This is a genomic window from Bacillus norwichensis (assembly GCF_014836955.1).
GTDB lineage: Bacteria > Bacillota > Bacilli > Bacillales > Bacillaceae_C > Siminovitchia > Siminovitchia norwichensis.
This window is the reverse complement of sequence record NZ_JACSPV010000020.1, coordinates 16,511-36,533: the sequence shown is the minus strand read 5'-3', so window position 1 is coordinate 36,533 and position 20,023 is coordinate 16,511. Positions and strand designations below refer to the sequence as shown.

The 20,023-nt window shown below is 41.6% G+C and carries 23 protein-coding genes and 1 pseudogene; 1 reads left to right on the top strand and 23 read right to left on the bottom strand.

From position 1 onward, the window contains the following. Positions 1-2 precede the first annotated feature (2 nt). From glmU to metG, 14 genes and pseudogenes are all read right to left on the bottom strand, one after another. Positions 3-1,376 carry a bifunctional UDP-N-acetylglucosamine diphosphorylase/glucosamine-1-phosphate N-acetyltransferase GlmU gene (gene glmU / locus H9631_RS12530; protein ID WP_191813274.1) on the bottom strand — a complete coding sequence of 458 codons (1,374 nt, stop codon included), beginning with the start codon at positions 1,374-1,376 and terminating at the stop codon, positions 3-5. 255 nt (positions 1,377-1,631) lie between these two features. Continuing rightward, the gene (gene spoVG, locus H9631_RS12525) at positions 1,632-1,925 is read right to left on the bottom strand and encodes a septation regulator SpoVG (protein ID WP_120118100.1); all 294 of its coding nucleotides are present in this window, start codon (positions 1,923-1,925) and stop codon (positions 1,632-1,634) included. A 258-nt stretch (positions 1,926-2,183) separates the two neighbouring features. Further along, a pseudogene (locus H9631_RS22355) lies at positions 2,184-2,447 on the bottom strand (zinc ribbon domain-containing protein); the annotation flags it as partial. Positions 2,448-2,506: 59 nt separating this feature from the next. Then, positions 2,507-2,881: a RidA family protein gene (locus tag H9631_RS12520; protein WP_160708661.1), complete on the bottom strand. Its 375-nt coding sequence runs from the start codon at positions 2,879-2,881 to the stop codon at positions 2,507-2,509. 15 nt (positions 2,882-2,896) lie between these two features. Next, on the bottom strand, positions 2,897-3,730 hold the full coding sequence (gene purR / locus H9631_RS12515) for a pur operon repressor (RefSeq protein ID WP_191813272.1): 834 nt from the start codon (positions 3,728-3,730) through the stop codon (positions 2,897-2,899). Between the two features lie 459 nt (positions 3,731-4,189). Then, positions 4,190-5,044, bottom strand: a complete 855-nt coding sequence (gene ispE / locus H9631_RS12510; RefSeq protein ID WP_191813270.1) for a 4-(cytidine 5'-diphospho)-2-C-methyl-D-erythritol kinase — start codon at positions 5,042-5,044, stop codon at positions 4,190-4,192. Between the two features lie 234 nt (positions 5,045-5,278). Continuing rightward, the gene (locus tag H9631_RS12505; protein ID WP_191813268.1) at positions 5,279-5,467 is read right to left on the bottom strand and encodes a small, acid-soluble spore protein, alpha/beta type; all 189 of its coding nucleotides are present in this window, start codon (positions 5,465-5,467) and stop codon (positions 5,279-5,281) included. Between the two features lie 208 nt (positions 5,468-5,675). Beyond that, on the bottom strand, positions 5,676-5,945 hold the full coding sequence (gene veg, locus H9631_RS12500; protein ID WP_018708554.1) for a biofilm formation stimulator Veg: 270 nt from the start codon (positions 5,943-5,945) through the stop codon (positions 5,676-5,678). A gap of 289 nt (positions 5,946-6,234) precedes the next feature. Then, positions 6,235-7,110 (bottom strand): sporulation peptidase YabG, encoded by an 876-nt coding sequence (gene yabG / locus H9631_RS12495; RefSeq protein WP_191813329.1) that lies wholly within the window; start codon positions 7,108-7,110, stop codon positions 6,235-6,237. Between the two features lie 79 nt (positions 7,111-7,189). Further along, positions 7,190-8,077: a 16S rRNA (adenine(1518)-N(6)/adenine(1519)-N(6))-dimethyltransferase RsmA gene (gene rsmA / locus H9631_RS12490; RefSeq protein ID WP_191813266.1), complete on the bottom strand. Its 888-nt coding sequence runs from the start codon at positions 8,075-8,077 to the stop codon at positions 7,190-7,192. Further along, positions 8,077-8,634 (bottom strand): ribonuclease M5, encoded by a 558-nt coding sequence (gene rnmV / locus H9631_RS12485; protein ID WP_191813264.1) that lies wholly within the window; start codon positions 8,632-8,634, stop codon positions 8,077-8,079. Before rnmV ends, rsmA begins: the two co-directional genes overlap by 1 nt. A gap of 88 nt (positions 8,635-8,722) precedes the next feature. Continuing rightward, positions 8,723-9,970, bottom strand: a complete 1,248-nt coding sequence (locus H9631_RS12480) for a G5 and 3D domain-containing protein (protein WP_191813262.1) — start codon at positions 9,968-9,970, stop codon at positions 8,723-8,725. 87 nt (positions 9,971-10,057) lie between these two features. Continuing rightward, entirely contained in the window at positions 10,058-10,825 is a 768-nt protein-coding gene (locus H9631_RS12475) for a TatD family hydrolase (protein ID WP_191813260.1), read from the bottom strand. Between the two features lie 178 nt (positions 10,826-11,003). Next, positions 11,004-12,965 (bottom strand): methionine--tRNA ligase, encoded by a 1,962-nt coding sequence (metG, locus tag H9631_RS12470; protein WP_191813258.1) that lies wholly within the window; start codon positions 12,963-12,965, stop codon positions 11,004-11,006. Between the two features lie 326 nt (positions 12,966-13,291). On the opposite strand from metG, the gene H9631_RS12465 reads away from it, so the two are divergent. Continuing rightward, entirely contained in the window at positions 13,292-13,585 is a 294-nt protein-coding gene (locus H9631_RS12465; protein WP_191813256.1) for an AbrB/MazE/SpoVT family DNA-binding domain-containing protein, read from the top strand. Between the two features lie 328 nt (positions 13,586-13,913). Here the strand turns inward: H9631_RS12465 and H9631_RS12460 are convergent, their stop codons facing one another. From H9631_RS12460 to H9631_RS12420, 9 genes are all read right to left on the bottom strand, one after another. After that, on the bottom strand, positions 13,914-14,381 hold the full coding sequence (locus H9631_RS12460; protein WP_191813254.1) for an S-ribosylhomocysteine lyase: 468 nt from the start codon (positions 14,379-14,381) through the stop codon (positions 13,914-13,916). Beyond that, complete coding sequence (locus H9631_RS12455; protein ID WP_191813252.1) at positions 14,381-15,025, bottom strand: class I SAM-dependent DNA methyltransferase; 645 nt, start codon at positions 15,023-15,025, stop codon at positions 14,381-14,383. The genes H9631_RS12460 and H9631_RS12455 overlap by 1 nt, the downstream gene beginning before the upstream one ends. Before the next feature lie 116 nt (positions 15,026-15,141). Next, positions 15,142-16,020, bottom strand: coding sequence for a 16S rRNA (cytidine(1402)-2'-O)-methyltransferase (gene rsmI / locus H9631_RS12450; RefSeq protein WP_191813250.1), 879 nt, complete (start codon positions 16,018-16,020; stop codon positions 15,142-15,144). Further along, complete coding sequence (locus H9631_RS12445) at positions 15,998-16,282, bottom strand: GIY-YIG nuclease family protein (RefSeq protein ID WP_191813248.1); 285 nt, start codon at positions 16,280-16,282, stop codon at positions 15,998-16,000. The genes rsmI and H9631_RS12445 overlap by 23 nt, the downstream gene beginning before the upstream one ends. Beyond that, positions 16,269-17,012, bottom strand: coding sequence for a tRNA1(Val) (adenine(37)-N6)-methyltransferase (locus tag H9631_RS12440; protein ID WP_191813246.1), 744 nt, complete (start codon positions 17,010-17,012; stop codon positions 16,269-16,271). Before H9631_RS12440 ends, H9631_RS12445 begins: the two co-directional genes overlap by 14 nt. 340 nt (positions 17,013-17,352) lie before the next feature. Further along, complete coding sequence (gene yabA, locus H9631_RS12435) at positions 17,353-17,691, bottom strand: DNA replication initiation control protein YabA (protein WP_225221018.1); 339 nt, start codon at positions 17,689-17,691, stop codon at positions 17,353-17,355. Between the two features lie 51 nt (positions 17,692-17,742). After that, positions 17,743-18,570: a PSP1 domain-containing protein gene (locus H9631_RS12430; RefSeq protein ID WP_191813244.1), complete on the bottom strand. Its 828-nt coding sequence runs from the start codon at positions 18,568-18,570 to the stop codon at positions 17,743-17,745. Further along, entirely contained in the window at positions 18,563-19,564 is a 1,002-nt protein-coding gene (gene holB, locus H9631_RS12425) for a DNA polymerase III subunit delta' (protein WP_191813242.1), read from the bottom strand. Before holB ends, H9631_RS12430 begins: the two co-directional genes overlap by 8 nt. A 20-nt stretch (positions 19,565-19,584) precedes the next feature. Beyond that, positions 19,585-20,022, bottom strand: coding sequence for a YaaR family protein (locus tag H9631_RS12420; protein WP_191813240.1), 438 nt, complete (start codon positions 20,020-20,022; stop codon positions 19,585-19,587). Position 20,023: the final 1 nt, after the last annotated feature.

Genomic DNA, 20,023 nt, shown 5'->3' with positions numbered 1-20,023 from the left:
TTTTATTTATTAGATTTTAGCTTTTCCACATAATTTTCTTTATTGACTTGACGCGCACGCGCGATTGCAAGTGCTGATTCCGGAACATCATCAGTAATCGTGGAGCCAGCAGCAATATAGGCTCCTTCTTTTACAGTGACCGGCGCCACGAGATTTGAGTTACAGCCAACAAATACATCATCATCTATTTTAGTTAAAAACTTATTTTTTCCGTCATAATTAACTGTAATCGATCCACAGCCAATATTCACATTTCTGCCTACCTCCGCATCTCCGATATAACTTAGATGCGAAGCTTTGCTTCCTTTTCCGAAATAAGTTTTTTTAACTTCAACAAAGTTTCCTATTTTTACCTCATCCTGTATGTCCGATTCTGGGCGAATGTGGGCAAACGGGCCAATTTTGACATGGCTTCCGACAGAGCTGTCAGAAAGGACTGACTGCTGCACAATTGTATTGTGAGAAATTTCACAATTGTTCATCTCGGAATTCGGACCTATTTTACAGCCTTCACCAATTTTTGTCGCTCCTTGAATGACTGTCCCAGGTAAAATAACAGTATCACTTCCAATAATCACATCTGTATCAATGTAAGTATTGGACGGATCGGTAATGGTTACACCATTTTTCATATGTTTTCTGTTAATGCGGGCTCTCATGATTCTTTCAGCTTCAGCAAGCGCAATTCGGTCATTTACTCCGAGAGTCTCCTCAAAGTCGTCTGTACTATAGGCTGTCACAAGCTCATTTTTCGCCTTTAATATTTCTATCACGTCAGGAAGATAGTATTCGCCTTGAGCATTTTCATTGGATACATTGTCGAGGGCCTCAAACAGGGCTTCATTATCGAAGCAGTATGTACCTGTATTAATTTCTTTGACCTTCAATTCTTCCTCATTTGCATCCTTATGCTCGACAATTTTTGCAACAGCGCCATCCGCATTACGAATGATTCTTCCATACCCTGCCGGATCTTCGGCATGAGCTGTCAAAACACTTGCTTTTGCTCCAGTTTCTTCATGCTGCTTTATCAAAGCGGACATCGTCTCTACCGTAATTAGCGGTGTGTCTCCACAAATGACCAGCGTTGTACCTCTTTTGCCGCCTAGTGCATCCTTCGCTTGCATTACCGCGTGGGCTGTTCCCAGTTGCTCCTCCTGAATCACAAAGTCACTTTTTCCCTGTAGACGCTCTTTGACCATTTCCGCACCGTATCCCACAACTGTTACGACATGGTTCACATCGAGCTGTGAAATATGATCCACCACGTGTTCTACCATCGGTTTACCGCAAACCGGATGGAGAACTTTATATAGCTTGGACTTCATTCTGGTGCCTTGCCCCGCTGCCAATATTACAGCGAATCTATTTATCATAAAAGGTCCCCCAATAATTTTTTTCCATTATGAATATAGCTTAAAATTCGGTTTTTTTCAAGAAAAGATGAAAAGCGTCAGCCACCGACAAATCATTATTCTGCGGACCAAGGATAGCGGAACATCTTGAATGAGCTGGTTATGATTAAAAATCACCATATTTTTAACCATTTATCATTTTCCATAACTGCTGTAAATTGGCACAATGAAAAAGAGCCATACTCCAAAGGTAGGCTCCCGATGTTTTTTATATAATTAGGAAGCGCCGGCTTCTTCTAATTCCGGTTCTTCTATTTCACCCAAACGCTGGTATTCTGCTAAAACGACATCCTGAATTTTATTTCTGGTGTTCGAATTGATCGGATGGGCAATATCCCTGAATTCTCCATCAGGAGTACGCTTACTTGGCATAGCTACAAAGAGCCCGTTGTTTCCGTCAATCACACGAATATCGTGAACAACAAATTCATCATCGAGGGTAATTGAGGCAATCGCTCTCATTCTGCCTTCCGTATTGACACGGCGCAGTCTTACATCAGTTACTTCCATTGTGTTCACCACCTTCTCGCTCTAAATAAATACTATATCTATGTATTCAACAAACTTTGGGATTCTCCTTCTTTAATTAAATAAATTTTTTAGAATCTTTCATATTACTAGAAAAACGCAAGCGCTATCATTTATAATACAACACCCTTCTTGCGATGACTTAGTAAACTCCCCGCCACTTATCACCCCTTTCGGGTTACTTGAAGTGGTTGATAGCTGACGAAATGAATCAAGCTAACCCTCTTGTTCCAAGAGGTATTAAACAGTTGCTAATAAGCGTATACCTTCTTTTATTCAAAGCAGAGTTATAGTCTCTGTCAGTCGTTAGCCCACAATCGCATTGATTGGTTTGTTCTGATAAGGTCATCTCTCTTACCAAGCCACAACTCAAAAAATAAGTCTTTGTGGAAGGAAACCATTTGTCTATTTTGACAAGTTGTTTACCCTAGTCTTTTAGCTTGTACTGTAAGAAAGAAGTTCAGCAACACTCTTTCCAAACTTAAGTGCTTTTGACACCCTTTTAAAGCGTTTACTTGGAGGGTTAAATGAAATCGCCGCTTTTTATACGGCGATATTCATTATTATTTTACTAAAGCAATAACTTCCATCTCCAGAAGAACATCTTTTGGCAGTCTTGCTACCTCTACACAAGAGCGAGCTGGTTTGTGCTCAGAAAAATATTCGGAATAAATCTCGTTGATTGTACCGAAATCATCCATATTTTTGATAAACAGAGTCGTTTTAACTACAGTCTCCAATGATGCTCCAGCTGCTTCCAATACCCCTTGGACATTGCGGAAAACTTGGTTTGCCTGTTCCTCGACAGTCTCCCCGACAAGCTCTCCCTCTGGTGTCAATGGAATTTGACCAGAGCTGTAGAACATATTATTGACGATGATTCCCTGTGAGTAAGGCCCGATAGCAGCAGGTGCTTTGTTCGTTTCTACTTTACGCATATACAACAGTCCTCTCTATAAAAACTTGGTCATTTTAGAAAAATAATTGCCTTGAACAACATTGATCTGTTTTTCTTTTGTGTTTACATCTGTCAACTTGACCAAGGAAATATAATCCTCAACCAATCTTTCTTCCTCATATTCAGATTCTACCAATACAGCAATACCAGCTACGGAAGCCTGGAATTCATCCAAAAGATTGACCATGCCGTTAATCGTTCCACCGGCTTTCATGAAATCATCGACAATCAGGACATTCGCTCCTTCTTTCAAGCTCCTTTTTGACAGGACCATCGTTTGAATCCGTTTGGAAGAACCGGAAACATAATTAATCGTCACCGTCGGCCCCTCCGTCACCTTTGTATCCCGTCTGACAATCACAAATGGAACATTTAAATAAGAAGACACAGCTTGGGCAATCGGAATTCCTTTTGTGGCAACTGTCATAATGACATCCACTTTTTTGTCCGCGACTGCTGCAGCCAAATACCTACCCACTTCATCCAATATTTTCGGATCTCCCAAAAGGTCGGCCATGTACAAGTAACCTCCAGGCAATAAACGTTCGGGATCAGCTATTGAATGACATAGACTGTCCACAAATTCCGTTGCCTGTTCTTTTTTGACCATTGGAAAGTATTTGACACCGCCTGCAGCGCCCGGAACCGTCTGCAGTATGCCGATACCCTGGTGCTTAAATATATCATTAATAATCACCAAATCTTCGCTTATGGAGGACTTGGCAGACTGATACCTCTGGGCGAACCATGTTAAGGAAACAAGCTCCCGCGGATGATTCATCAAATAATGCGTCATATCAACGAGCCGCTCGCTACGGCGAAACTTCATTATGTAACCTCCCGTGTAACGTAACGCGAATATTATTAAAGAAAATATACACAATTGTACGTTTTTAGGCAAGCGTAAGAAGAAAAATTTTAAAGAAAAACGCTCGGATACTCATCAAAATCGCATTCGCACAATAAAAGTTGATTTTCTCAAAATTATTTCGTTTTTCGCATGACTATGAGTTTTGCAAAGTTCCTTCCTTTGCTCTAGCATTGATTTTACGCGGAGTGGGCGCCCTGTTTTTCCGACTATCGGCTTCAACAGCCAGGGCACCTTAGCGCCATTATTGTGCAGGAAATGCTGAATCTTACCGAAACCACACAAAATATAGCGCACGATGTGATCCATATCATCTAGCTGAAACTTATAAAGATGTGGTGAAGCGAAAACAAGATACGCTACTAAAGGCTAATGACGCCTTCTTCCTTACCCGTAGAAGCATTTCGAGCTTCCGCCCTCTCACACCCCCAGCATCCTCACCGCAAACACCTGGTCACAAAACCCGCGAAGGCCATTATATATTCGTTGCAGTCTGGAATCATGGCGTACCAGACCAAATACAGTAGGACCGCTGCCACTCATTAACACAGCGTCGGCACCAAATCTTTCCATCTGCCTTTTAATGTGTAAAACTTCCGGATACATATGAAGAGTGACACTCTCCAAGGCATTAGCCATATTTTCGCATACACCTTCATAATCATTGTTCTTTAAAGCTTGGATCATCCCCATCGTATGTGGATGTTGAATACTGCTCATATCCAGGTTTCGGTATATTTCGGAGGTGGACACTCCAATGGCCGGCTTCGCCAGTACCACCCAGCAGGCTGGAGGCGCAGGAAGCTTTGTCACCTTTTCTCCTCTTCCTTGAGCCAAGGCCGTTCCACCATAAACGCAAAAAGAAACATCCGATCCGATTTCCGCTCCTAGCCCGGCAAGTTCATCCAATGTCAATCCGAGGTCCCATAGTTCGTTTAGACCCCTTAATGTTGCTGCTGCGTCGCTGCTGCCCCCTGCCAAACCGGCGGCCACTGGTATGATTTTATTTATAGAAATTTCCACGCCTTTGTTTATTTGATATCTTTCCTTTAAAAGCTTGGCCGCTTGAAAGGCTAGATTCCGTTCGTCAGCCGGCACAAAACGATTACGGGAAAGGATGCCCACGTGGTCTTCGTTAATTTCGGTCAATTCCAACCGGTCTGCTAGATCAATCGTCGTCATGACCATTTCTACCTCATGATAACCATCTTCACGCTTTCCCAAGACATCCAAAGATAAATTAATTTTTGCCGGTGCCTTTACCAAAAGCTTCATTCACACTCACCTACTTCACTTGACTGAGTAACAGAGGCCTCCGGTTCCTCTTTTTAAAAAAAGAAAGAATAATCCTAGGCACCTATGTTCGTCTCAATTCATCACATAATGTTCATTTTACCACGAACAATTCATGAACTCCAAGAGCGGGGAATAGAATTAGAAAAGCCGAGGCTTTTGTTCGCCTCGGCTCTTGCGGATGGTATTTGTTCAGTGTCTTTAGGCTTAAAGTAATCATTCTTCACGACTGTCCGTTTGGCTGAGCTGACGTTCTGCTATTTCAATTGCACGTTTTACCATGTTTCCTGCATCTCTGGCCCTGATCCCGCCCCATCCTTCTTTCTGGACGACATCATAAAAGCCCAACTCTTTTGCCAACTCGACTTTTAACTGATCCGACATGACTCCTCTTCTTCTTCCCAAAGCCATTTCCCCCTTTACATCCGCTTTTGTATTTTGTGCAAGAACAAAAGCGAATATCCAAAAAGGCAAAAGCTCTTTCTGGTGAACACAAGAAAGCTATCAAAAAGTTAGCTCATGTCGAGGAGATAGCTACCACATCAGAAGGCTATCGGAAGTTCATTAGTTAGCCATTCCTACTCAAGTAAAAACAGCAGTAAACCTAAGCGGTTTACTGCTGTCCTATTGCTATATTTCCTGATGTTTCATCGTAAAAAGTAAGTTCAACCGTTTCGGTCAGAACATCTGCATAACTGTAAGATACCCGTTCAAATGCATTTTCGTCCTGATCCAACTCAACTACAAAAACTGATGGATATGTTTCTGCCAATACACCGGAACGTTCGATCGTTTTCCTACGTCCTCCATTGGCTTTTAACATTAATCTCTTGCCCAAATTTGAATCAAGGGATTTTTTAATGCTCGCTAATGTTTTCGGCATTTTTTCGCTCCACCTCACTGTTTTTCATTATACCACGCGGTTGAATAAACGTCAAATAAATCAATTATTTTATCAATGATTGCTTACTTTTGTCAATCATTTTTTTTCTACAATAAGCCCCTTTTTCCAACAATAGTAGTATATCTCACTAAAAGGATAATATGTATTGACATTGGAAATACTTAAATATCGCGGTTTTAGAGGCATATGCCATCAGCGAAATCAGTCGGCAAATAATTTCTTTCGTAAAAAAAAGCATTGGCGAATATCCCAATGCTACATTAAAATACTACTCATCCTCGCTAAGCGGCCTAAAAGGCATCCCGTTCCTGAGTACGCCCTTTGTTTCTAGTCCTCCCAATCCCTTTTGCCCTGTCAATGTGTTCCGGAGAACATCCCATACATTAATCCTTTCTGTAAAAGGTGTAAAGCTAATCTTTGAAACGATGTAAACAGGATCCAATGCATGGATATTGACCCGCTGTGGCGAACTTGCGAAATTTGCTCCCGCAAATATAAGGGATTCAAAATGGGATTGGCAAGCACCGGCAAAAATGACAAGCTGATCTAGATGCGGGACTTTCTTCCGTGCTTCCCTCACAGCTTCTACAAAGTATCTTGAGTGACGGTAGGCATTTAAATCTATTTTTTTTCCTTTTGCTTTTGAATAGGCATCATGCCCTGTAATAACGAGAATATCCGGCCGATACGAATCAATCAGTGAAGGGACGTGCTTATACATTTCTTTTTCGTTACAGTGCACTCCCTTGACTGTAACGCCAATTTTTGAATAAAGCTCTAGGCATCTTTTTAAATAATTCGGATCCCCATCCATATGGAGAACGCGGCCAGGCATCTGAAAGTAATTATATTCCCTCTTATATCCTTCCGTGGCTGTGTATTCCAGTTGGGATCTTACAAGATCAAGGTCCTGCTGAAATAGCTCCCATGACTGCTTTTCAAGAGTTCTAACTTTTGATGACCTTGTCAGCTGTTCTTCTTCTGTAATAGGCACAAGGTCTTCAATAGGCGCATTAGCGATAAGGCGATAATCTTCTCCGTATAGGATTGCTGTTGTTTGACCGTCAATCTCCTGAATGTCGATAACTCGAAATAAAAGATCACATTGGTGAGACAAGCGGCCGACAATCGTATTTATTGATATCACGGTCGTCAACTCCAATAAACAGCGCTATTTATCTATCTGTCATAGGCTATGCTGTTTGCCTGCTCATTGTGTCTATTCATTCTGAGTCGCTAAATAGGGGATAGAGCGCTTCGCTCAGCGCAGCAAATTCATCCATTGATAAAGTTTCCCCGCGCCTCGACGGCTCAATCCTGGCCCGTTCAAGGGCTCTGGCAATATCTGATTTCTTCTTCCTCCCATCAGGCAAGCCACTCGTCAAGTTGTTCATCAGCGTTTTTCTTCGTTGGGCAAATGACATTTTGGTAATATGAAAGAAGAAGCGTTCGTCTTTTACAGATACGGCCGGGTGATCCCTCAACAGCATCCGAATGACCGCAGAATCCACATTAGGTTGCGGAACAAAGACTGATTTTGGAACGATCATGACTGTTTCTGCTGTTGTGCTATATTGAATAGCAATCGATAGAGAACCGTACTCCTTCGTTCCTGGCTTAGCAGCAATGCGGTCTCCCACTTCCTTTTGCAGCATGACGACGATTCCTCGAATAGGCAGCTTCTCTTCAAGCAGCTTTAAAATAATCGGTGTTGTTACATAATAAGGGAGATTGGCGACCACCATGATGTCTTTGGCCTCTGCAAACTCCTTTTCAATCATTTGATGAATGTCCGCTTTTAAAATGTCCTCATGGATGATTTTCACATTGTCGTAAGGTGCAAGTGTATCAGCCAAAATCGGCAATAGGCGCTGGTCGATTTCGTAAGCTACAACCTTTTTAGCCGCCCTAGCCAAATGTTCCGTCAACGCCCCGATTCCCGGCCCGATTTCAATGACACCCGTTTCTTTTGTTAAGCCTGCATATTCCGTTATATTCCGCAAAATATTCGGATCGATTAAAAAATTTTGTCCCAAACTTTTCTTAAAAGAAAAGCCATACTTCTTCATAATCTCTTTAGTCCTGACCGGTGTCGCGATGTCTTTTTGCATTATTGTTCTTCCTCCCGTAATACGTGTTCAAGGGCTTCTGCAAACTCCTGGCGGGAGATTTGAAACATCATGAGCCGTTTGTGCAGCTGCTTCCCATTTGTATAGCCAATTTTCAACAGCTCTCCAAGTCTTCCCCTGCGGCTTGCGGCCTCTGGCCCTCCAATCAGTCCCGCATCAATTAAGTCTTCCCTTGTAATATCCTCTGCGTCTGTATTCACCATGAGATGGGCGTCCTTCAATGCAAGGCGAATGACTTCAGGAGAAGCATGCTCTACACCAATTCCACGGCCATTTTTCGGGCGCGCATCTTTTTTATCGATAAAAGCATGCTTGCATCCAGGTACATGCTCAATGATAGTCTTGCGGATTTTTTCTCCTGGAAAATCAGGGTCAGTTAGAATAATAACCCCTCTTTTTTCATGGGCTAATCTAATCTTCTCCAACGTCTCCTCGGAAACAGCTGAACCGTTCGTTTCGATCGTATCTGCATCCAGCGCCCGCTGGATGGCGCTTGTATCATCTTTTCCTTCCACTACAATAATTTCCTTAATCTTCATGTTTCCTCCGATAAAACAGTTTTATTACTGTCTTATTATAACCCGCTTTCCATGAAAAAAGAAAAAGCAGAGGAGCATTCTCCTCTGCTTAGTCTATGATACGCACTTTAACATTCTTTCTGCCGAAGCTGCTTGCCTGCCCTTTCGATTGAACATGAACGTCGATCCTGTTTCCCTTGATTGCTCCACCAGTATCACCTGCTACGGCATAGCCGTAGCCTTCCACCCATACTTTGGAGCCCAATGGAATAACGCTAGGATCCACCGCGATCACTTTTGCGTCCGGATTATCGTGCAAATTGATTCCGGTGGAAGTAACACCAGAACAGCCGTTACAATCCGCTGTATAAGCTGTGGCATTCATATAGATCTCTTTTCCTTCACTCTCAGATGCAGGATTTGAAGCTTCAGAAGCATTGGAAACTTTAGAAGCCTGAGAAGTTTGAGAATCCCCTGAAGAAGCTTTCTCTTTAGCAGCAGGGGCAGCTGTGACTTTCGTTCCGACGGCTACAATTTTGTCTTTGCTTTCTTTTATCTTTTCTTCAGAAATAAGTGTACGTTTGACTTCTTTTTTATTTTCTTTTATGATTTCAAACTCTTTTTTCACTAGACCTTCTTGGCCCTCTTGAACGACCTTTTCAGTTCCCTTTTCAAGACTTCCGTCTTCTTTCGTGACAACGTCATAATCGATCTGCTCTTCCACTACATCGGTGACCTTTTCTACTCTAATGATATCAATGGACTTGTCTGGAGACACAATTTCATCCAATCCAGGCTCCACACGATCCAATTCTCCCAGCTTCACATCTTGCTGTTGTAAAAAGTCAGCGACAGTAGTCGAAGTAGTCCATAGCTTCTCTTCTTTTTTTCCGTTATGTAAAACGACTTGGAACGCTTTTTCGATTTCAATTGTCATATCAGGAATGATATTTTTTGCAGGCGATATATTGATTTTATCATGTTCACCAAGCTTTATATCTTCTTCATTTAAAAGCTGCTGCACTGTTTTTGCGGTGGTCAGGACTTTCTCTGAATCATCCCCAACCGTAAGTGTTACCGGCTTAGCGGGCTCCCAAATAAGAGATTGATTGTCTTGAACTACCGAGCTCGGGGCATGTGATAAGTAATCTGTGTTTTTCACATCAACATCAAGCTCTTCCAGCATTTCGCCAACCGTTCCCGCATGAGTTTTGACTACAACCTGCTCCCCATCAAGTGTAACGGCGACCGTCTTTTTAGTTCCTTCAATAATTAAAATCATAAGGGTAGCAGTGAACACCAGAAAACTGGCCACTACTAACCCTAATTTCCTTCGGCTTTTCAATTCTGTACTCAAAGAAAAAACTCCTCCTCCTTCCCCAAATAGCTGATACCTTCGGTATTAGCCATGTTAAAGAAGTAAAATTTTATTTGTTTAAGCCAGTCAATCTATACCGAACAGTTTCCTTGCATTTTCTGTTGTCTTAGTTGTAACTTCTTCAAAGCTGATTTCTTTCAACTCAGCAATCTGTTCAGCAACCAGCTTGACATATGCCGGCTCATTCCTTTTTCCACGATAAGGATGCGGAGCTAGATAAGGGCAATCTGTTTCAATCAACATCCAATCAAGCGGAACTTCCATAGCTACTCTCTTAGGCTTTTTGGCATTTTTAAAAGTAACGGGTCCGCCCAACGAAATGTAGAAATTCATTTCAATGCATTCCTTGGCAGTTTCTGCACTTCCGCTAAAGCAGTGCATAATGCCTCCGATTTCTTCAGCATTTTCTTCCCTTAAAATTTGAATAACATCCATAGTCGCATCACGGTTATGTATGATAATCGGAAGCTTCAATTTCTTAGCTAGGCGTATTTGCCTGCGGAAAACTTCTTGTTGAACGTCATGAGGCGATTTATCCCAATGGTAGTCCAATCCCATTTCACCCAATGCCACAACTTTGGGATGGGCCGCCAACTCTTCAATCCAAGCCAAGTCTTCATCTGTCATATCAATAGCATCCACCGGATGCCACCCGATGCTAGCATAGAGAAAATCGTACTCCTCTATCAGGCTCATTGCTTTTTCTATAGTAGGTCTATTGAATCCGACAACGACCATATGGGAGACACCCGCCTCCTTGGCCCGTTCAATCACTTCTTGAATATCCTCATTAAATTGTTCATCGTTTAAATGGACGTGAGTATCGAATAACATGGCTCAATCTCCTTCAATAGAGTATAAAGTAATTTAAAGTAACATAAGTCACAGTAAGCTAACATTTAGATTACAAAAAAAGAACATAGAGAAATGGCTTAAACTCAGCATTAAGTCCGCCATACCCTCTATGTTATCAACGTTCGTAGATTTAACTGAAAATTTTTATATATTAAAGTTAGTTTACAATTGCTCCGTTTGGAAGACTCTGATCCACCGATGCAACTGATAGAATGCCGTCTTTCTCTCCCGCAAGGATCATCCCTTGTGAAAGTTCCCCGCGTAATTTAACTGGTTTTAGGTTCGCAACAACAATCAATTTTGTACCGATTAAATCTTCCGGCTTGTAAAATTCCGCAATACCCGACACGATCTGTCTCTTTTCATATCCCAGATCAAGCTGCAATTTAAGCAATTTGTCCGCTTTCTTCACTGGCTCACAGTCAATGACCTGACCGACTCTGAATTCCACTTTCCTGAATTCATCAATCGTAATCTCAGGAGCCTGCTCTGATTTTTCCTCTTGCTTCTTCTCTTTTTCTGGAACAGCAGGGCCCTTCATTTGATCTTTAATATATTGAATCTCCTCTTCCATCTCAAGTCTAGGAAAAATCGGTTTTCCTTTTAATACGACTTTCGTCTGGGAAGGGATATTACCGAATGTTTCAAGGCTTTCCCATGTTTGGAATTGCTCGTCCATAATATTAAGCTGTTCAAAAGTCTTTTTCGGTGTCTGCGTGAGGAACGGCTGCAGTAAAATTGCTGCCCTCCTGAGTGACTCTGCCAAATGAACCATCACGCTGCCTAATTCATGACGTTTTTCCTCATCCCTTGCAAGGATCCAAGGCTCTGTTTCATCAATATATTTATTTGTTCTGCTAATAAGCTGCCAAACAGAAGCAAGAGCCACAGAAAATTCCATATTTTCCATTGCTTCCTCATATTTTTGTACTACTTCAATGTTAACGTTCAGAAGGTCTTGATCAAATGGGGTAACAATCCCTTCGTAGGAAGGAATCTCTCCATCAAAATATTTATTGATCATCGCAACTGTCCTATTTAATAGATTTCCAAGATCATTAGCGAGATCGTAATTGATTCTTTCAACAAAGCCTTCAGGAGTAAATACACCGTCAGATCCGAACGGGACTTCTCTCAATAAATAATAACGGACTGCATCCAATCCGTAGCGGTCAATCAGCATAACAGGATCGACAACATTTCCTTTGGATTTGGACATTTTTCCATCTTTCATAAGTAGCCAACCATGGGCAAAAACCTTTTTCGGAAGCGGAAGGTCAAGCGCCATAAGCATAATTGGCCAATAAATAGTATGGAAACGTACAATCTCTTTCCCAACAATATGGACATCTGCTGGCCAATATTTAAGATATTTGGAGTCATCGTCTGACCTGTAACCTAGCGCAGTAATATAGTTGGTGAGTGCATCAATCCAAACATAAATGACATGTTTCGGGTCGCCAGGAACCTTGATACCCCAGTCAAATGTCGTTCTGGAAACCGCTAAGTCTTCCAAACCGGGTTTAATGAAGTTATTAATCATTTCATTTTTTCTTGATTCAGGTTGGATGAAGTCGGGATTATCTTCATAATATTGAAGAAGTCTGTCCACATACTTACTCATTTTAAAGAAATAGGACTCCTCTTTTACGAGCTCAACCGGACGTCCGCAGTCAGGACAGTTGCCGTTTTCCAGTTGCCGCTCTGTAAAGAAGGATTCACAAGGCGTACAATAATATCCTTCATATTCATCTAAGTAAATATCCCCTTGATCTACAAGCTGCTTGAAGATTTTTTGGACAACATCTTTATGACGGTCTTCAGTTGTGCGGATAAAGTCATCATAGGAAATATCAAGTTTCTTCCATAATTCCTGAATACCGCTTACAATCTTGTCGACGTATTCTTTTGGTGTCACATTTTCCAAATTTGCTTGTTTCTGAATCTTTTGCCCATGCTCGTCCGTTCCAGTCAAATACATGACATCAAAGCCGCGCATCCGCTTATAACGCGCCATTGCATCACCCGCTACAGTCGTGTACGCATGGCCGATATGCAAATTCCCGCTTGGATAATAAATAGGGGTTGTCAAATAGAATGTATTGAGTTTTTCTTTCACCATATTTCCTCCCTCTCACTAACAGATGCCATTTATAAAACATGCAAACCTATTCTTTGCATCTTGTCCTCTTCTACACTAAAAATATACGTGAAATCAACGATTCCTGCAACTTTACCTGCTACCAAGGAAACACGAAAATAGGTCCGTTGAAGAATTTCTCGATGCAGCAACACAAATCCATAGGAAATTTTATCTAAAAAATTGACATTTTTTTTAACTTCTAATTGACGGGAATTGGAAAGACTGGTACGATAAATCTGATTATAAAGTAGTAAAAAATCATGTTTTTTGATATAAAGTTTCTTTGAGAGGGGAAAAGTAGTATGAAATCTACCGGAATTGTGCGAAAAGTCGATGAACTTGGACGGGTAGTCATACCTATTGAATTAAGGCGCACTTTAGGGATCGAAGAAAAAGACGCACTAGAAATTTACGTAGATGACGAAAAAATCATTCTGAAAAAATATAAACCAAGCATGACTTGCCATATTACGGGTAATGTTTCCGATGACAACGCCTTTTTTGCGGGTGGAAAATTGGTCTTAAGCCGTGAGGGTGCCGAGCAATTGATCCAGGAAATCCGTGAATCATTTAGTGTTGATAAGGTGAATAATTAATAGAATGAGAAAAGCCCCTTCAATCGGGACTGTAAGATAAAATAAAAGCACCTCTTCGTTGAAATTTGGTATTAAATACACAAATACAACTCGGATGTGCTTTTTTCTATGGGTTAAAACTGTTTAGGAATATTATTTGGACATCTCTACTTCGATTCTTTACTGTTGAAATCAGAGATATGAATCGACATTTTCAATAATATATCATAACAGCCATTGGCCAATGATTCGGTGCTAGCGGAGGACGTTGATAACCTGCTAGATACAATCAGGCCATCGCTGCTGAAAGCAAGTCATCCCTTTCTATCCCCAACTCTACACCACTTTTCTAAGCAAATACTTCTGTCCACTCATTCCTTTTGGCCAGCATTTTCTTAGCGAGTTCTTTGGCACCTTCCAAAGAATGGCTTGCCGCCCATCCGCACTGCACTTCATTGCAGGCTGGAACTTCAGTTGCGACCAATACGTCATTCAATGTTTGTTCCAAAATGTTTAATACATCCTCGTAATCATCATGATTGACGAGAGATAAATAATATCCAGTCTGGCAGCCCATTGGGCTAATATCAACGATTTTCTCGGAATGATTTCTACTGAACTCCGCCATCATATGTTCCAGCGAATGAATCGAAGCCATTTCCATATGCTCCTTATTCGGCTGACAGAATCGAAGGTCGTATTTGCGGATGATATCCCCGTTTTCCCCTTCTACTACGCCCGCCAGACGGACATAAGGAGCCTTTACTTTCGTATGATCCAGATTGAAGCTTTCCACGTTCATCTTTTGTTCAGTCATTAATCCCCTCTCCTTTTCTCAGCGTCTATCAGCCACACAAATGCATTCAGTTGCTTGAATGTAACTTGAAAGCCATTTTCTTCAAAAATTTTCTTTAAAACTGGAATGGTAGTATAATATTCGGTCTGCAAATCAACTGCAAGACGTTGATAATTGTTTTGTAGTGCTTCTTTGATTATATCTTGTTTGGCAGCATCGTCGACAAAAACAGTATCAGCAAACACAATTTTCCCAGATTCATTGAGGATATCACTGAAATGTCCAATTGCTTTCGCTTTCTCTTCATCCGTCAAGTGATGAAAAGCATACGTGCTTGTGATTGTATCCGGTTTTTTTTCAGGCATGGGAAAATCCAAAAAATCACCCTCGACAATCAGAACATTGGGTAGTTTTTCCTTCGCCCTTTTCCTCATTCCTTCCGATGGCTCTACACCGTATACATCAAAACCATTTTTTAAGAACTTCTCCGTCAAATTCCCTGTGCCTACTCCAAATTCAACTATATACCCTTTTGATTTTTTTGCAACCTCATCAAGAATTTGTTCGTAATATGCAAACACTTCTTTATATTCTACGTCAGTACCTACGGTTTGATCATACGTCTCGGACCAAGCATCAAATAAATCATTGAAATTTCTCGCCATTTTTATTCACTCTTTTCATATAAAAATAATCGGAATTAGATATGACTAAATTTATCACTTGTTATGAAAAAAATCAAGATAAAATAAAAAAACATGAGCCCTTTTTAAGACTCATGCTATTTGCCTTGAATATGATATGCCTCATAAACCTCACGTTTCGGGAGCTGACGATCATTTGCCGTCCGCTTAATTGCCTCTTTTGATGTAAGGTTTTCATTAACAATATAATGTTCCACATGTTCCTTCAATCCAAGAAAAACCCACCATGGCGGTCCTTCATCTGAATCCGGATCACTGTTACCTTCCACAACAATGCAAAACTCTCCACGAATTTCTTCTTTCTCCGCCCATTCAACAGCAGAAGAAAGGGTTCCACGCAAGAATTCTTCGAACTTCTTCGTCAGCTCCCTGCATAAAACAACTTTTCTCTCTCCCCAGACCGCACTCATATCTTTTAACGTATCTTTTAATCGATGTGGAGCCTCGTAAAGAAGAACCGCCCCATCCTGTCGTTTCAGCTTTTCAAGCTCCGCTTTCCTCTCTTTTTTCCCTCTTGGCAAGAACCCGTAAAAATAGAAAGGCTGCGGATTAATCCCTGAAGCAATCAACGCTGTCAAGGCAGCGTTTGGACCCGGGACAGGTATAACTGTTATTCCCATTTCGATGGCTGCTTGGACAATTTCATAACCTGGATCTGAGATACAAGGCATGCCTGCATCACTAACAAGTGCTATATTATCCCCTTTTAACAGTCGCTCAACAAGCTGGCGCCCGCTTGCCTCCTTGTTATGTTCATGATAACTTGCAAGCGGTGTGGAAATGTCAAAGTGATTGCACAACTTTTTGGTGTTTCGCGTATCTTCCGCAGCAATTAGATCAGCTTCCTTCATTAGTCGGATTGCCCGGAATGTCATATCTTCCAAATTGCCGATCGGGGTTGGTACTAAATATAGCGTGCCTTGATCCATTAGCTTATTGCTTTTCTGGCTGTTCATTCCGCTCACCCGCCTCATATAGAAATTTTTCTTTCTTTGATCTTGTCAATTGCTTGAAAGCATACTCCGCTTTCAATGCCTCACCTTTTTCCTCAAACTCTTCTACATAAATCATCGACACCGGCGTCCTTGTCCTGGTATATTTCGACGCCTTTCCGTTGTTATGCTCTGAAAGCCTCCGGGAAGGGTCTACTGTATAGCCGCCATAATAGGAACCATCCCTACATTCCAGTACATAAAAATAATGCCTATTCTTTTCCATATAGAATCTCTCTTACTTCAGAAGTATATTCGTTTTCATCATTGTAGACGAACAAAGGAGGGAGGGCCTTCAGCCCGGAATTCCCGTTTTTGATCCCCTCTACTAAAATCGTGTTCGCTTCCTTTCCAGCTTTCGGATAAACAAATCTAAGCCGCTTTGGCTCCAAGCGATACTGTCTCATAAGAGTCAATATATCCATCAGCCGTTCAGGTCTATGGACGAAAGCCGCTTTTCCACCTTGCCGAAGAAGCTGGCTGCTTGTCCGTATAACATCTTCCAAGGAACAAAGAATCTCATGGCGAGCGATAGCCAAATATTCATTTTCATTGATAATGGAAGGCGCTGCTGAAGTAAAATACGGCGGATTACACGTAACCACGTCATATTTTCCATGTCCAAGTTCTTGGGTAATGTCTTTAACATCTCCATGAATCATATGGATTCTGTCTTCTAGACGGTTATATTTGATGCTTCTTTCCGCCATATGATACAAGCGCTCCTGAATTTCAACACCCGTGATAGTTGCCTTTGTTTTTCCACTCAATAGAAGGGGGATGACCCCATTGCCACTGCATAAATCAATAATATTGCCTTTTTGAATCGGCACATACGCAAAGCGGGCCAATAGGACAGCATCAAGGGAAAAAGCAAACACAGACGGACTTTGGATAATTCTTAAGTTTTCCGCCAGCAAATAATCCAAGCGCTCATCGCCGATCAAATCAATCATGTAAGTAACACCCCTATACTAAAAGCGGAAAACCCTGAGAAACTCGACAAGTCAGTCGTTTTTCAAGAAGCAGTTTTCTTCCTCTGCCAGAGAACCACTTTGATCTTGTGGAGCTGGGCATTCAGCTGAATTTTACACAATTAAGGTTACAATAAAATAGCCTTCCCTATTCGAAAAGGAAGGCCTTATAGTACGGGTTCAAAAGTTCCACAATTAGCAGCAAACTTGTTATCCGGAGTGGAATACATGCTTTTAGATACATGTTCAGCACGGAAACAAGCCCCAAAAAAGGCTTGCCGTTATAATTTGGTGACTTTTTGAACGTCCTCATATAAACAAATTATTTTTTAGTCAAAAAGGAAAGGCAGAACAGGCAGTCTTCATCCCTTCTCGGGCTGCCAAAATGAACATTGCAAATATGAAAGCCTTCTTGATAAAGACGGGCAAGATTATCATAGCCCTCGCCAATATCAGGTTCAGTCATTTGATCAAAAGCAACAGTGCGCTCGTCCTTCTCTCCGTCAGGCAATATGAGATTGGGCTTATCCATCCCTTGATCCAGATGTCGGCGCAATTGGTCATTTTCCGACTTCAACGCATGGTTTTCTTCGATCAACTCGACCAGATACTGCTTCAGTTCACCAAGCTGCTGATACAATTGGCCGATCTGCATTTCCATATTGCTTACTGAATCGAAGAATTCCTTTTTATCCTTCACCTTACCACCTCATTATTCCGTGGCCTGAACAGACGTCACACTTTCACTCATGATCTCTTCCAGTGTATATTCCAAAACCCGCTCCTGGTCAGACAATTCCACTTGCATGATGCGCTCCAATATATTTAAGCCGACCACTCTTCCTGAACCATTCGGTGTATGGATGACCTCGCCTACATCAGGAAGTGCAGCCTTCGCTGCTTCATATTCATCATTCTCATACTTCAAACAGCACATCAGCCTGCCACATAAACCAGATATTTTCGTCGGATTTAAGGAAAGATTTTGATCTTTGGCCATCTTGATTGATACTGGTTCAAAATCTCCCAAGAAAGTTGAGCAACATAGCATACGCCCGCACGGACCGATTCCGCCGAGCATTTTTGCTTCATCCCTTACTCCGATTTGCCTCAATTCAATCCTTGTTCTGAATATAGAGGCCAAATCTTTTACAAGCTCGCGAAAATCAACGCGGCCATCAGCTGTGAAATAAAAAATTACCTTGTTGCGGTCAAATGTGTACTCTACATCCACAAGCTTCATATCAAGCTGATGTTCCAAGATTTTGTCCGTACAGACCTGGTAAGCTTCTTCAGCTGCTTGTCTGTTGGATTCCACATTCTGTTGATCTTGTCCATCTGCAAGCCGGACAATTTTCTTTAATGGAAGCACTACATCATGTTCGCTGACCTGTTTCTTTTCGGTCACCGCTTTTCCAAATTCGATACCGCGTGCAGTTTCCACAATGACATAATCATCTTTGCAGACCGGATGATCCGCCGGGTCAAAATAATATATTTTACCGGCTTTTTTAAACCGGACTCCTACTACGTTATACAAAAGAAGGTCCCCCCTGCAAATTCAGCACAAGCTGTTCCATTAACAGCTGAGGATTCATATTTGCGTGTAATTTTCTTTTGGCTTCCAAAATTGCAGTCATTTGTTTCGACAGCCGGTTCATTGAGGTTTGAAGTGCATCCTTTTCAAGCGTCTGCCGCAAATCAGGATATACAAGCTGCCGATCCTTCCCCAATTGTATGTTCAGTAAATCTTTATATATATATAATAAAAGAGACAATCCCAGATCATGCTGAGCTTTCTCTTTAAAATGCCCTATCCAGTCGGTTTGAAGCGAAGTCATAGCATAGAGTGGATTTTCTTTAAGCACTTCATATAATTTTAACACTATTTTTCTAGCTTGTGCAAACCAATCATCCTCATTTAGCTTTACCGCTTCTTGCAAGTCGTTTGTAAGTGCAGCCAGAAGAGCCGTTTTTCCCTGTGACATCCCTGCTTCTACCAGTTTTCGAGCAAATATTTCAGGTCTCAATGGATAGAAAGGTACAGATTGACAGCGTGAAATAATAGTCGGAAGTAATTGTTGCGGCTGCTCCGTTACAAGAACAGCTGTCGTTTCGGAATGAGGTTCCTCCAAAAACTTCAATAAGCTATTCGCCGCCTGAACCGTCATTTTTTCAGCATCTATAATAATATACAGCTTTCTCTTCGACTCCATACCTGATTTACTGAATTCTGTTCTTAATGAACGAATTTGATCTATTTTAATAGAAAGCCCGTCCGGTTCCACAAGGTGAACATCCGGATGGTTTCCACTTTTGATTCTTCTGCAATTTCCACATTGTCCACAAGGTGACATATCTTGTCCATTTTTCTCGCAAAACAGGCTGGCGGCCAGTAACAAGCTGCCTGCTTTCTTGCCGGTTCCCCGCTCACCCTCGAATAAATAGGCATGAGCAATCCGGTGATGAACCAGACTGTTGTTTAAAAGCCTAGCAGCAATCGGCTGCTCCTTTTCAAATTGATCCCAATTCATATCTTCTGGTACTCACCCACCTACGTGTATAAATGGATCAGCAGCCCTTTAATCTCACCGATTTTCCCTAAAATGTCGATGGACTGCCTTTCTTTATTTAAAACACCTTCAGTCAGTTCGACTAGCTTCTCGTCAATCAATTCAACAGTCTGAAGGACTCTTCCTTCTGCGAACCTATTCCAGCTGCGCGACTTCTTTAGCTCCATGCCTGTTTCAACTGTTTCCTTCACAAGCTGCTTCACAAGTGTTTTATATTTAACTAGATCTTGGAAATTTCTTGATCTTCCCAGCCGTTCTCCCGCTTCATGAACATCTCCAAATAACTTGTCTAGTTGTTCTTTATAAAGCTGAACCTCCTGACGGGAAATCACCTCGGAAAATTTGGTTCCAGTACTGCCGGATCTAGGAATGGATGAATATTGCCTCGCTCTTGATCCGGCCATATCGTTGACTTTCATA